This is a genomic window from Lentibacillus sp. JNUCC-1 (assembly GCF_009741735.1).
GTDB lineage: Bacteria > Bacillota > Bacilli > Bacillales > Amphibacillaceae > Lentibacillus_B.
Genome location: NZ_WHOH01000001.1, coordinates 1 through 14326 on the forward strand (window position 1 = coordinate 1; position 14326 = coordinate 14326).

15 protein-coding genes and 2 pseudogenes are annotated in these 14326 nt (G+C 41.0%); all 17 read right to left on the bottom strand.

Annotated elements, in window-relative coordinates; genetic code table 11:
* Positions 1–97 precede the first annotated feature (97 nt).
* A pseudogene (locus JNUCC1_RS00005) lies at positions 98–1494 on the bottom strand (uracil-xanthine permease family protein).
* A gap of 157 nt (positions 1495–1651) precedes the next feature.
* The gene (pyrR, locus tag JNUCC1_RS00010; protein ID WP_156643444.1) at positions 1652–2194 is read right to left on the bottom strand and encodes a bifunctional pyr operon transcriptional regulator/uracil phosphoribosyltransferase PyrR; all 543 of its coding nucleotides are present in this window, start codon (positions 2192–2194) and stop codon (positions 1652–1654) included.
* Positions 2195–2386: 192 nt separating this feature from the next.
* Complete coding sequence (locus JNUCC1_RS00015; RefSeq protein WP_156643445.1) at positions 2387–3298, bottom strand: RluA family pseudouridine synthase; 912 nt, start codon at positions 3296–3298, stop codon at positions 2387–2389.
* Positions 3295–3765: a signal peptidase II gene (lspA, locus tag JNUCC1_RS00020; protein WP_156643446.1), complete on the bottom strand. Its 471-nt coding sequence runs from the start codon at positions 3763–3765 to the stop codon at positions 3295–3297. Before lspA ends, JNUCC1_RS00015 begins: the two co-directional genes overlap by 4 nt.
* Before the next feature lie 160 nt (positions 3766–3925).
* Positions 3926–4429: a DivIVA domain-containing protein gene (locus JNUCC1_RS00025; RefSeq protein ID WP_156643447.1), complete on the bottom strand. Its 504-nt coding sequence runs from the start codon at positions 4427–4429 to the stop codon at positions 3926–3928.
* 127 nt (positions 4430–4556) lie between these two features.
* Positions 4557–5306 (bottom strand): YlmH family RNA-binding protein, encoded by a 750-nt coding sequence (locus tag JNUCC1_RS00030; protein WP_331713528.1) that lies wholly within the window; start codon positions 5304–5306, stop codon positions 4557–4559.
* A 1-nt stretch (position 5307) separates the two neighbouring features.
* A complete protein-coding gene (locus JNUCC1_RS00035) occupies positions 5308–5589 on the bottom strand; it encodes a YggT family protein (protein ID WP_156643448.1) in 282 nt (93 codons plus the stop codon).
* 1 nt (position 5590) lies between these two features.
* Positions 5591–6022 (bottom strand): cell division protein SepF, encoded by a 432-nt coding sequence (locus JNUCC1_RS00040; RefSeq protein WP_156643449.1) that lies wholly within the window; start codon positions 6020–6022, stop codon positions 5591–5593.
* Positions 6023–6028: 6 nt separating this feature from the next.
* Positions 6029–6745 carry a YggS family pyridoxal phosphate-dependent enzyme gene (locus tag JNUCC1_RS00045; RefSeq protein ID WP_231746919.1) on the bottom strand — a complete coding sequence of 239 codons (717 nt, stop codon included), beginning with the start codon at positions 6743–6745 and terminating at the stop codon, positions 6029–6031.
* 4 nt (positions 6746–6749) lie between these two features.
* On the bottom strand, positions 6750–7559 hold the full coding sequence (pgeF, locus tag JNUCC1_RS00050; protein ID WP_156643451.1) for a peptidoglycan editing factor PgeF: 810 nt from the start codon (positions 7557–7559) through the stop codon (positions 6750–6752).
* A gap of 61 nt (positions 7560–7620) precedes the next feature.
* On the bottom strand, positions 7621–7887 hold the full coding sequence (locus tag JNUCC1_RS00055; RefSeq protein ID WP_156643452.1) for a YlmC/YmxH family sporulation protein: 267 nt from the start codon (positions 7885–7887) through the stop codon (positions 7621–7623).
* 184 nt (positions 7888–8071) lie between these two features.
* Positions 8072–8851, bottom strand: coding sequence for an RNA polymerase sporulation sigma factor SigG (gene sigG, locus JNUCC1_RS00060; protein WP_156643453.1), 780 nt, complete (start codon positions 8849–8851; stop codon positions 8072–8074).
* 122 nt (positions 8852–8973) lie between these two features.
* Positions 8974–9693 (bottom strand): RNA polymerase sporulation sigma factor SigE, encoded by a 720-nt coding sequence (gene sigE / locus JNUCC1_RS00065; protein ID WP_156643454.1) that lies wholly within the window; start codon positions 9691–9693, stop codon positions 8974–8976.
* 23 nt (positions 9694–9716) lie between these two features.
* Complete coding sequence (gene spoIIGA, locus JNUCC1_RS00070) at positions 9717–10637, bottom strand: sigma-E processing peptidase SpoIIGA (protein ID WP_331713529.1); 921 nt, start codon at positions 10635–10637, stop codon at positions 9717–9719.
* A gap of 234 nt (positions 10638–10871) precedes the next feature.
* Complete coding sequence (gene ftsZ, locus JNUCC1_RS00075) at positions 10872–12017, bottom strand: cell division protein FtsZ (protein WP_156643456.1); 1146 nt, start codon at positions 12015–12017, stop codon at positions 10872–10874.
* Positions 11975–13365, bottom strand: a pseudogene (gene ftsA, locus JNUCC1_RS00080) (cell division protein FtsA). Before ftsA ends, ftsZ begins: the two are co-directional and overlap by 43 nt.
* A 157-nt stretch (positions 13366–13522) precedes the next feature.
* Positions 13523–14308, bottom strand: a complete 786-nt coding sequence (locus JNUCC1_RS00085; protein ID WP_156643457.1) for a cell division protein FtsQ/DivIB — start codon at positions 14306–14308, stop codon at positions 13523–13525.
* Positions 14309–14326: the final 18 nt, after the last annotated feature.

The following is a 14326-nucleotide window of genomic DNA, read 5'->3' on the forward strand; positions in this document are numbered from 1 at the left end:
ATTTGACATTTCGTCTGTCTGATATCATGTGACGTGTCCAAAATGGTTTCAATATCGGTTCTCGTTAACTGATCGACTGACATAAAATGCTTCATATTTACATAACCTCCCGAATGTGTGTTTCTGAATCATTTTTGTTGTCATCTCCAAACATGGCACCATTGCCATAACCACTCTCTTTACCAGGCAGGAGCAGGTTCAGAAGGACGCCAATGATTGTTGCCAGTGCCATTCCTTCTACCTGAATAGCTTCATTTTGAATGTTGACTTTGATCAATGCGCCGCCAATTCCTATAACCAAAATAACTGATGCAATAATCAAATTCCGTTTATCATTTAAGTCAACTTGATTATCGATTAACATACGCAGACCATTCGAAGCTATAATGCCAAACAACAGAATGGATACCCCGCCCATAACTGCGGTTGGAATAGAAGCAATAAGCTCCGTGAAAATCCCGACAAAACCAAACATGATGGCCAGCACGGCTGCCCCCGCTACGACAAACACACTGAAGACACGTGTGATCGACAAAACGCCAATATTCTCTCCGTATGTTGTGTTTGGCGGCCCCCAAGCACGGAAGCAATCATCGTGGCTACACCATCACCGAGTATAGACCGGTGCAACCCAGGCCGCTTCAGAAAATTACGCCCCGCGATTTTAGACAAGACCATTTGATCTCCGATGTGTTCTGCGATGGTCACAAGTGCTACAGGTACCATAAGTAAAATGATGCTCGTGTTAAAAACACTTAAGGGAGAATAGTCAATGAAAGGTAATACAAAGTCAGGCTTTTTAAATACAGCTTGAACAAAACCGCCAAATGAACCTGAAGTGGTCAAATCATGCCACTGCTGAACGATTCCTGATGTATCAATGATTCCGGCGAATAAGCCATAGATATAGCCGCCAGTGATCCCAATCAAGATCGGTATCAGACCGAAAAATCCTTTGAAGAAAATAGTGGCTATGATTGCTATTGCCAGTGTGACCAAGGCAACACTTAAGTGCGTCCCGCTGTATACTTGTTCTGTGCCCGGCTTATACATTGCCATGTCTACAGCAGTTGCGGCAAGACTCAGTCCTATGACCATGATGACAGGACCAACCACAATGGGCGGTAAGATCCGCATCAGCCAATTGAGGCCAAGCAGCCGGATAAATAAAGCAACCAGACCGTATACTGCACCTGCCAGAAAGCTGCCGATCATAACGCCGCCTGGACCGGTCGCCCCCATGACACTGATGATGGGGACGATAAATGCAAAACTCGACCCTAGATAAGCTGGTATTTTTCCTCTCGTAATGACAAGATAAGCTAATGTACCAAGTCCACTCGAAACAAGAGCAACCGCAATTGATAAATCTGTTAAAAACGGGACAAGAATGGTTGAACCGAACATCGCAAATAAATGTTGAATACTTAATAACAGCCACTGTCTTGCTTTGGGTACCTCGTGTACATCCATTACCATTTCTGTTTGTTTCATTTTTCAGCCTCCATTCCTTTTTGTTTATCTGATCGATTAAACAAAAAACCTCTTTGCAAAAGCCGCAAAGAGGTTGTGCAGAAGGCATAAAGCGCCCATGCATATGCTCAATCGACTTTTTAAACCTCTCTGGATTTAATTAAAAGTCCTCATGTATTTATTTTTCAAAAATGGACACATGCTCTTTTTCATCTGTTTCATCTAAGTGAACAACAATCACTTCCTGATCAGATGTTGGAATATTTTTACCTACATAATCAGCACGAATCGGCAGTTCACGATGGCCGCGATCGATCAGTACGCCTAATTGAATCGAGGCTGGCCGACCAATATCCATAATAGCATCCATTGCCGCCCTTACTGTTCTGCCTGTAAACAACACATCATCTACAAGTATTACACGTTTGCTCGCAATGTCCACAGGGACCCAAGTGTTTTTTAGTTCTGGCTCGTCATTTTCAACTGCTTTTTCAAGGTCATCCCGGTATAATGTAATATCTAATTCCCCTATGGGAACGGTTATGCCTTCAATTTGCATAATTTTCTCCTGAAGACGTTTGGCTAGTGGGGCTCCGCGGGTTTTGATTCCCACAAGAATAATTGAAGCTCCACCTTCATTTTTTTCCAAAATTTCATGTGCAATTCGTGTTAGAGCTCTGTTGATGGCAGCTTGATCAAGTAATTCTGTTTTTTTTCGCAAGTCTTCACCTCTTTCTTTTAAACGGACAAAGTCATCTTACTTCTGCAAATAAAAACCCCTTTTGCCGAGTAAGCATAAAGGGGTTGTACATGATCTGTTCAGAATCATGAATCCGTTCCTTATTAGCCTCTCTGGACGTAATTAAAGGACTATATTAAACTGCTCTCATTATGACAAATGAGATCCTTCTTGTCAATACATATTAGGCAGTTTATCAAGTAATTCATTGAAATAGATTGGAAGCGGCGCTTCAAATTGCATCCATTCCTTTGTATGAGGATGCGTAAAACCGATGATTTTAGCATGTAGTGCCTGTCCGTTGATCTGGAGTGTTTTTCTCGGACCGTATTTCGGATCGCCTGCTACAGGATAGCCAATATATTTCATATGAACCCGGATTTGATGTGTTCTCCCTGTTTCAAGCTTAGCAGAAATATGTGTGAAAGAAGGAAATCTTTCAAGCACATGAAAATGAGTTGTGGCGTCTTTGCCGTGATCAACAACACCCATTTTTTGTCTGTTTTTTGGATCCCGGGCAATCGGGGCTTCTATCAGGCCTGATTCATGTTCAATAACGCCATGTACAATAGCCTCATACCTGCGATTAACAGTTTTATCCGCAAGCTGACGTGCCAAATCCTGGTGTGTCACATTATCCTTAGCGACAAGCAAAAGTCCGCTTGTGTCCTTGTCAATTCTGTGCACAATACCCCGGCGATGTTCACCATTCTCGTCTGACAGATGGTTTGTGTGATGAAGGAGTGCATGTACCAGGGTACCCGACATATGCCCTGCAGACGGGTGAACCACCATTCCTCGGGGTTTATTAACAACGAGCAACCAGTCATCTTCATATACAACATCAAGCGGTATTGCTTCTCCTTCAAACACTTGTTCTTCAACAACAGGTATTTCCCACTCGAGTTTATCTCCTGGTGCACATTTATGATTTCCTTTTATCTGCTGCTGATTCACATGTACATAACCGTGTTGAATCCACGATTGAATTTGTGAGCGTGAATAGTCGGGGTTAAGCTGAACCAGCAATTTATCTATACGTATACCGGCTTCCGGATTTGTTACGATATGTTTAAGTATTGTCAAGATGGGGTCTGTCCTTTCTTTTTTTCTTCTACAAATGTGGCGATGATTACAAAAGCAACACCTACAACCAAGGCTGAATCGGCCACATTAAAGATAGGATAATTGTAATTGAAAATCAAAAAGTCAAAGAAATCGACCACTTCTTTCCGAAACACCCGGTCTATTAAATTTCCGATTGCCCCACCAAGAATTAAGCTGAGCGCTATTCTCAAGAGCGGCTGATCAAGCGTGTATTTATGTAAGTAATAAATAATGCCAACGACTACAATGAGTGTCACAATATAAAAAAACCACATTTGTCCTTCAAGAATTCCCCAGGCCGCACCGGTATTTCGATGGGAAGTGATATAAAAGAAATCGTTAATGACCGTGATTTGCTCATATAGTTCCATTTCTTTAACAATGATCCATTTCGTCAGCTGGTCAACTCCGATTATAAAAGCCGCCAGTAAATAGTACCTAATCATACTCTGTCCTCCATAAGCCCTTAATACCCGCTGGAAAAAGATGCGAGGTGTCTTTTTATATTCTATATGTTTGCCATTTGCAAATCAATTAAAAATCCCCTCAGTCCAATTCGGACGAGAGGATTTAACCATGCTTAAATATGAAGCCAGTCTTATGTAGTTAATACTCGGCTTGTACCGGTTCAGACGCTTCATTCATATCTTCATCGAATAAATGATCCCAATCATCTGTATCGATCATATCCATTTGAGCTTCAATCAGCATTTTCAAACGCGTGCGGAATACTTTAGCCTGCTTTTTTAACTCTTCCACTTCTATCTCAATACTGCGTGATTTGTTCAATGATTCGTTAATGATCCGGTCGGCATTCTTCTCAGCCTCTTTGATGATTAACTTGGATTCTTTTTGAGCATTGCCTCTTAAGTCTTCAGCTGTTTCCTGAGCAATCAGAATGGACTTATTCAGCGTTTCTTCTATATTCGTGAAATGACTGAGTTTTTCGTTCATCTGATCGACTTTTTCCTGTAGATCTTTCTTTTCCCGAATAACCATTTCATAATCTTTTATGACCTGATCAAGAAATTCATTGACTTCATCTTCATCATAACCACGAAAACCTCTTGTAAATTCTTTATTATGAATATCCAGGGGTGATAATGTCATTTTGGTTCCTCCTCAATCAAAAAATCTGTTTAAGTATATCTATTATAGCGTATTTTCACCATAAGTCCTTATATTTCTGCAAAAAACTACAAATTTTATCACGATTGCAATATAGCTGTTTCGATCTTCAGATTCCCTTTTCTTGTTTCACCGTTGACGGACAGTAATTTACTTCTCCCTTACCGCGGACGGACAACAAATCCCCTTCCCGCAATTGAAACGCAACATCATCAACGCGTTTGAAATTCACTTTCACATATCCGCTTTTTATATATTGAACCGCTTTATTGCGTGATAAATGATAAATATCCCTTAAAATAACGTCCAGACGAAGTGAAGCAGCAATATGTTGCTTCTCAATCCAGTTTGATTTTTTATCGAGTAAATTCTTAAGCGGCTTTTCCTGAAGCTGAATTGAAGCATGTTTGACCTTATCCAAATGAACCATTGTATAGTCTGCAATCTCTCGAGCTAGGATCATTTGAAAGACACCTTCTCCGACAATAATATCTCCAAGTTTTTGTCGTTTGATCCCCAGTGACAAAAATGCGCCCAGCACGTCCCTGTGTGATATGGAAACAAACTGCTCAGGGAAAGATGTCTCCATTAACACGATATCAAAGTTTTCTTCTGAAATGGTTTCATAGTAAGGGGCAATGATTGCTCTCTTTTGCTCAGCATATTCACTGCCTCCAAAAAGCTCAAGGTTAAGATCATCATTCTCTGAACCCGCTAGTGTTCTTACAATATCTTGTTCTCTTGGATCTAAAAAGTCAGTCAGTTTGGGCTGATACTGACGCTCTACCATTTCCCGCCATGATAAAACCTGATCGATAAAAGGATGTTCGTCCTTACGGAAATGTTGATACACATCCATGTTATATCACGACAAACAACATGAATTGCAGACTCATAATACCTTCTCTAGCCAGAATCAGTACAAAAATGGCTACGATTGGTGAAATATCAATCATCCCAAGCGGCGGAATAAACTTTCTGAATATCTCCATGTAAGGCTCACATATCTTGGCCAAAAAAGTACCGAACGATGATTCCCGTGCCCCGGGGAACCATGACATAAATACATAAATGATAATTGCGAAACTGTAAATGTACAACGCAAAGTATACCAATTGAAATAATGAACTGATCAAACCCATTCTACGACCATCCTTTTATAAAGTCATCATTTTCGGCTATTGATTCTGAAATAGCTCCCGATACAGTAATGTTGTCAGGTGTGCAGAGAAACGTTTCCCTGCCGAGTTTTTGCATTTCACCCTCTAAAGCATAAACCGTACCGCTTAAAAAGTCGACAATGCGCCGCCCCTCTTTCTGGTCAACACGCTGCAAATTTACCACAACCGCACGTCTGTTGACAACATGGTCAGCAATTTCCTGTACTTCATTATATGTTCGCGGTTCGCACAACACAACTTTGGACGAGGGCTGCTGCATGCTTTTCAGGTTTACCACATTGCCTTTATTACTGCCTTCCTGTGAATCATACTCCGGCACTCTTTCATCTGATTCTACGTACTCATACTCGTCATCCAGGGTGAATAAATCTTTAAATTTATTCTTGAAACCCAAAGCAAATCACCTGCTTTCGTTGTTTTCTGGTGGCCCTACCAGTTCTGTTCCGATCCTGATATGTGTGGCACCCTCTTCAATGGCAATCTCGTAGTCATTACTCATCCCCATAGATAGATAATGACACGGTGCGTGATCCCATTGTTCATTCTCAATTTGTACTTTCAACTCAGCCAGTGTACGAAAATATTGTCGCAACAGATCTTCATCTTTAATGTGGGGTGCCATGGTCATCAATCCAACCACTCGGATCTTTTCATAATCCGCCAGTTGCTCAATAAAGTGGCTTGTTTCTTCAGGCGGCAGCCCCTGCTTTGTAGATTCTCCGCTGACGTTCACTTGCACAAAACAATCAACAGGTTTGTCGGCACGTTTATTAATCTCTTTTGCCAGCGATCGCCTGTCCAACGAGTGAATGGCAGCAACCTTTCCTACGACGTCACGAGCCTTCCGTGATTGAAGATTACCTATGAAATGCCAATTAACTTCGTGTTCAATAGCGTTATATTTTTCAGTTAGCCCTTCAAGTCGATTCTCACCGATATTTGTTATGCCAGCTTCAACGGCTTCTATGGTCCGTTCAGTCGAAGCATACTTTGTCACACCTATGACTGTCACATCCTCAGGATCGCGTCCGCCAGTCTGACATGCTTGTGAAATTTTTTGCTGTATATTGTTTAAATTATGTGCAACACTTAACAAGTCGACATCTTCCCCTGTCAATATATTAAACCGAATATCCGATGTAACCGAGCATTCGCCCCGTAGGTCCTTCTGCTCTTCTATGCGAAAAAAAGAGTTGATCATCGCGAAATGTGCAGTATTCGGTCACATCTATATTATGACGTAAAACGCCGTACTTTAAAAGGATTTCCACATTTAATTGCTTTAAATCCAATAACCCATGTCCTTTTTTTGTCTTTTGAACAGTTGTTTCATGCCATTTTGAAGGGATTTGTTTAAGCACAGTCTCATCTACTTCGTAAGCTTGTCGTGAAATCGACGGACCAATGGTGACTTTTATATTACGGAGAACCGAACCGTTTTTAACAAACCTTGTAATCATGCGGCCGGCGATTTCCTGAACGGTTCCCTTCCAGCCTGCATGTGCAATGCCAATCCGGTGATCGACAGGATCGAAAAAATAAAGCGGTACACAATCTGCATAAAATGCTGCGAGCATGATACCTGACACATCTGTTATCAAACCATCAACACCTTGCAGGGCTGTTTGAAGCTCAGCAGCTCCTTTTCCTTTATCGTCCGCTGTGACCGTCTTGATGAGACTGTCATGTACCTGCTCCCCCACCACCCATCTGTCAAGAGAGAAGCCGAGCTCCTCCCCAAGCAAACGTCGGTTTTTTAGAACACGGTCATCTTCATCACCGACATGGAGACCAAGATTGAATGTATCATATGGGGGATGTCCAAACCCGTTTTGTCTCGATGTGAATCCAGCTTTTAAGGATGTGTCTATCTCCTGCCACTTTGTTATTCTTAATAAATGACCAGAATGATGTTCAAAACAATCCGTCATGCGAACCCTCCATACACGTTTCTTTTCATTTTACCATATTTCGCCTTATTTATAACTATAATTATTCAAGTAACAGCTGATTAGGGTAAAGATCGGGATCATCTCTGTTATGCACAAGGATCACATCTGTTCCAATGGTCACAATATGTTTCCAAGGAATAATCAATTCATCCGCTTTGCCAAACATACCACCTTTTTTGTCGTACAAAATAATGGCCGTAATTCGTCCTGTTCTCTCATCAATTTCCAAGTCCGAGATATGGCCGAGCCGACTGCCGTTTTCAACAATAATAACTTCTTTAATCTGCAACTCTGATAATAAAACCATTCTATACACCTGCCTTTATACATATATATGCATCACGATGGTGCACTATTATGTAAGAGGGCAGAAAGGATTTGTAATTAAAAGCACAAAAAATCCGAACTGATCCATACTAATATGGACCATTGTTCGGATTGTTGATCTTGATTCAAATGCTTCCAACCTCATAAACAGCTGGTGATGTGGTCTATTCAAACATTTCTTTATTCATTTGTTCTATAGCTGCCTTCTCAAGACGTGATACTTGAGCTTGCGATATACCAATTTCGTCAGCGACCTCCATTTGTGTTTTCCCTTGAAAAAACCGTTTGCTTAAGATCATTTTTTCCCGGTCATTCAACCGAAGCATTCCTTCTTTAAGTGAAAGTTTATCTACCCAACTGGAATCTTTCTCTTTTTCATCACCTAATTGGTCCATTACATAAATCGGGTCTCCGCCGTCATTATAGATAGGCTCGTGCAATGAAACCGGATCTTGAATTGCATCCAGGGCAAATACAATTTCCGCATGCGATATTCCCATCTCTTCCGCAATCTCCATCGCAGTTGGTTCTTTGGAAGTTTTTCCGATTAACTTCTCCCTTACCTGCAGTGCTTTGTACGCAGTATCTCTTAATGATCTTGATACTCTGATTGGATTATTGTCTCTTAAATACCGTCTAATTTCACCGATGATCATCGGTACCGCATAAGTTGAAAATCTTACATTATGTCCTAAGTCGAAGTTATCAATGGATTTCATGAGCCCAATACATCCAACCTGAAACAGATCATCTACATACTCGCCCCGATTATTAAAACGCTGAATCACACTTAAAACAAGTCTTAAATTACCGTTAACCAATTCCTCTCTTGCTGAGAGGTCCCCGTTCTGCATTTTTACAAAAAGCTTTCTCATTTCATCATTTTTAAGTACAGGTAATTTGGATGTATCCACACCACATATTACAACCTTATGTCTCGACATGTTCTGCCCTCCCAGTTCCTCTTGCTGTTCATGGACAGTATCTCCGGGAGGGCATCGTTTTATGCAGATACATACGCGTACAAAATCATAAAAACAATATTAAACAAGCGCTGAACAGAGGGTTAGACCATTTTATTAAATTCTTTTTGAAGTCTAGAAATAATCTTCTTTTCAAGCCTCGATATATACGATTGGGAGATCCCCAGCATATCGGCGACAGCTTTTTGTGTTTGTTCTTCTTCACCAATCAGCCCAAACCTCAGCTCCATTATTTGCTTTTCTCGATCAGACAATGTAGATAAGGATTGTTTTAATAAATCCTTATCAACGTTAATGTCCAATTCGCGTGTGGTGATATCCTCCTCTGTACCAAGCACATCTGAAAGCAACAGTTCATTTCCATCCCAATCGATGTTAAGTGGTTCATCAAATGACACTTCAGATTTTGTTTTGTTATTACGACGCAAATACATTAAAATCTCATTTTCTATACAACGAGAAGCGTATGTTGCAAGTTTGATTTTCTTTTCTGGATCAAATGTGTTAACAGCTTTAATCAGCCCTATGGTTCCAATGCTGATCAGGTCTTCTATATTGATGCCGGTATTCTCAAATTTTCTTGCAATGTAGACAACCAGACGCAAATTATGCTCTATCAGCATTGACCGTGCGGTTTCGTCTCCCTTTGGCAATTGAATGAGTAATGTTTGTTCTTCCTCTTTCGATAATGGGGGTGGAAGAGCTTCCCTGCCGCCGATATAATAAATTTCTTTGGGTTTAAACCCAAATTTAATAAGCAGCTTATACCACCATAAACGCAAACGCAGCTTTAACTGTTTCAAATGTTATCGCTCCTTTTAGACTTTTATGCTGAATGTACAGTCGCCAGTTGAATAATTTGCGGATGTAATAGACAATGATAGCTTTCATCATGGGCGAGGTCAGCAAACTGAATACCAATAAAGACCTTTTTGGTGCGTAAAATCTGATCGTGATAATAAACCAGCAATTCATCAGGTTTAACAGCAATTAAGAACGCACTTCTGCCTTCAACCCCTTGATAAGGAATGACATTCAATTTCTCCTTCAAATCGATTGGAACTGCATCAAAATCAAGCGTTTTAGCAAGTTGTTTTAACATCTCCCACTCGGCTTCTGTAAACCATTTCCGCAGAAAAGTTTCATCACAAATAATGACCGGCTGCTTTGTAAGAGGGTCATACAGCTGATTGCCGCTATCAATATAACCTGAAGTAGAGAACTGTTTGCCACGAAATTCCACCGTAACGGGGACAAGCTGATCATAGCGGATTTTTTCACTTGCATGCCTGTCCATTCTCTGTTTAGTAAAGAGCCATACAAGAGGAAATCCGAGAACTACAAACACCCAGCTGATCGGTGTCCCAAACCCTTCGGATAAAGTTAAAACTCCGTTTGGCGAGAGACCAATTGGACTTTTTAATAGAAAATGCAGGGCAACCAAACCACCCCCAGTGGCAAATGTTGTAAAGTAAAACAAAACAAGTTTTTTGATTGTCTGATATATGTTCTTGTATTTGAAAGCAACCAGAACAATACATACAGAATAAATCAGCTTGCCAAATGAAGTGGCAATAAAAGATCCCGGGAAGAATAAGGTTATTGGGACAAGCATGGAAGCTACACCAGCACCTGCCATCACTCTGATTCTGCCGGTAGCATCTCTTGCCAGAGTTTGCGTCAACATGAGCAGCATCCAGTCTAACAAAAAATTCAGCAGCCAAACGGCATCCAGATAAATGGTCACATTAATCTCCCTTTGATGGTTTCCACTGCGAGTTAACAGTGTTATAGAGTAGTATATATGAGCAGATAAGCAAAGTCTGTCACAATTTGTAACCTTATCGATACTAATTTTAACGACTTATCAACAAACCTGTCGTTTTACCAAAAGAACTTTTTTTTCTTGTTTATTGTTGTTTTTAGAGGACACAAAAAAGGCAATTGACCTTAATGGCCAATTACCTTTTTTGAGATGCATTTACCGGGAACGATTCCGGTTTCTGAGGAAGGTTGGAATATCAAGTGTTTCCTCATCATGCCCTGTATTTTGTTGAGAAGATGAATGCCTTTCAGTGCTCTCAGTTGTCGCTGCGTGCTGCTGGTGTTGCTGATGCTGCTGGTACTGCTGATTTGGCATTGTTCTTTGTTTTGGTTGGGGTGCAGACTTCTTGGATTCGTCAAACCCTGTAGCGATCACAGTGACAATAATTTCATCTTTCAGGTTTTCATTAATTACTGAACCAAAGATCACGTTAACCTCTTCGTCTGCTGCAGATGTAACCAGATCTGCTGCCTCTTGTACTTCAAATAGACTTAGATTTGTGCCACCAGTGATATTCATCAATATGCCGTGAGCACCGTCGATAGATGTTTCTAAAAGTGGTGAAGAAATAGCCTTTTTTGCAGCTTCTGTGGCACGTGTTTCTCCTGTTGCAATTCCAATACCCATTAGTGCTGAACCTTTATCAAACATAATGGTTTTAACATCCGCAAAATCGACGTTTATTAAGCCCGGTTTAGCAATTAAATCTGAAATGCCCTGAACACCTTGACGCAGCACGTTATCCGCTTCACGGAACGCTTCCAGCATCGGGGTGTTTTTATCAACGATCTCGAGCAGACGATCGTTCGGAATAACAATCAGCGTATCAACACTGCTTTTTAATGATTCAATTCCTGAAACAGCTTGTGTGGAGCGTCTGCGTCCCTCAAAAGTAAAGGGGCGGGTCACCACACCTACTGTGAGTGCGCCTTGCTCCTTTGCAATTTCGGCAATGACAGGAGCAGCTCCAGTTCCAGTGCCACCGCCCATACCGGCAGTGACAAAAACCATATCTGCACCTTGCAAAGTGTCTTCTATCTGTTCACGGCTTTCCTCCGCTGCTTTTTTGCCTACTTCAGGATTCGCCCCTGCGCCTAAACCGCGTGTCAGCTTATCGCCCACCTGCAGTTTCACTTCTGCTTTTGATAGATTCAGGGCTTGGGAATCTGTGTTGACAGCAATAAAATCAACACCTTCCACACCGTGTTCGATCATACGGTTAACAGCATTGCTTCCGCCGCCACCAACTCCAATTACTTTTATCGTCGCCAATTGATCTGTATTTGTTTCAAACTCCAACATATCTTCTTTCCTCCTATTGTGGCAAAATCACAAGCTAAATGGTGATCTGAATTAATCAAAAAGTACTTAAACAAGTTCGCAAAACTCTTTTCCTTTGTTTTTGGCTTGTCTGCCTGTTTGGTTCTTTTTCGTTTTGATTGCTTTGTTTGTTGGTTTTCAGCAGCTGGCATAGCAACTGCCTCAGACAGTTCTTTTCCTTGTATTTTCGCATTATGATAGGCAAATTGCAAGATGCCGACCCCTGCAGTGTATTGAGGCTCTCTCACACCTATGTAATCTGGAATGGCAATTCGCACATTGGTTTGCAATACATCTTCAGCAAGTGATTGTACACCTGCCATTTTCATTGTGCCTCCTGTTAATACAAAACCTCCAGGAAGATGACGATAGCCCATACGCTGTATTTCCTGGGCAGCGAAAACATAGATCTCTTCAAGCCTTGCTTCAATCATGTCTGCAATTTCCAATTGATGATGGGTTTCTCTGTTGTTACTGCCAATAACCATGATTTCAAACGTCTCATCTTCGCGTGCTTCATCATAAAAAGCATGTCCATGGTTTAACTTAACATCTTCTGCCTCCTCGGTTGAAGTTCTGAGTCCGATGGAAACATCCTTTGTAATATTGTTGCCGCCAAGTGGTGTCACACTTGTAGCTGCAAGATGGTCATTTTCAAAAACAGAGACAGATGTACATCCGCCTCCAATATCAATTAAAGCCACTCCAAGATTTTTTTCATCTTTGGAAAGAGCGACTGTTCCTGCAGCAAGGGGCTGCAGACAGATATCGGTAATGCTGAGTCCGGCACGTTCGACACAACGCAATGTATTATGAAGAGCTGTTTTGGAACATGTAATGATGGTTCCTTCCATTTCCAGCCTGACACCAATCATACCCCTTGGGTCGTTGATCTCGTCCAGACCATCCACAATGAACTGTTTAGGCACAACATCAACAATTTCCCGTTCTGGGGAATTGAAATGACTTGTGCACCATCTATAACCCGCTGCACGTCCTCATCGCTAATTTCACGATTTTCACTCTGAACGGCAACAACACCGTGACAGGGCTGAAGCTGAATGTGATTCCCATTAATTCCTACAATCACACTTTCGATTTGGACACCAACCATTCTTTCTGCTTGTTCCACTGCATTTTTAATGGATTGAACTGTCTGGTCGATATCAACAATTGCCCCTTTTTTCATGCCGTTTGATTCAGAACTGCCAACCCCGATGATATTCAGGGAATCATTTAACACTTCTCCAATAATGACTTTTACTTTTGATGTACCAATATCAAGACTGACTAGTACTTCACCGTTGTTCACAAAAGGCACCTCCTGCATCTCCGTCTCATCGTAAATAATTTCAATTAATCTATTCTACTATTCATAACAAGCTATTCCATGCTTCATTCTACCATTGTAAAGGAAGTTGGATAAAAAGAAAATAAATATAAGGCAATCCGCTCAAATAAAAGAGAATTCCCATGAAAATTATAACTTATTCACCAGTTTCTGCCTCCTCTTCCATTTCTTGAGGAGCTTGGTCGAAACTTTCAAAATAAGCACCGACACCTATGTGTACAATTCCTTTTGCATCCGGATCAAGTTGAGCGACAATAGAAGGATAAACTTGCATTCGTTCTGAGAAATTACGAATGGTGCCATCTACAACAAAACCATCCGTCATATAGAGACGAAGCTTAGTAGTATTCCCTTCTGTGGGTTTCCAATGGATTTCCGAAATCAAATCACGAATATTTGAAGGAAGCGCCTTAAGTTCTTGAGCCATTTCCAGCAAAATCTTGGGATCATTAAATCCTAAAAGAAGTGGTGCATCTCCTCCCGGTCGTGTAATAGCTTGCTCTTTAAGAATGGTTCCTGACTCAAGAACAGGAACATAATTAGATTGCTCCGGCATATACCCGACACGATTAAATTCATGAACTTGTATAGCAACAGTTGAGGGAAGTTTACGGTCGACTTGAGCGGATTTTATTTCTGCATTTTTTTCAATAGATTGAGCCACGTCTTTCGGATCAATCGACCACATATTCATATCCGTAGTAACACCACTGAGTTGAACAATGGCTTCTTGCTCCAGTTGTTCATTGCCCTTAACGGTTATTGTTTTAACATGGCTAAGCGGTGTTTGTAGATATATAACGATTGAGATCAGCACAAAAAAGATTGTCAAATATGTAATAAGTCGTCTGTTGGCTTTCTTTTTTCGTGCTTCTTTTAATTTAGGTATGCGATCTTCAATTGAAACAATATTTTTCCCCATCGTTATACGTCCTTTATC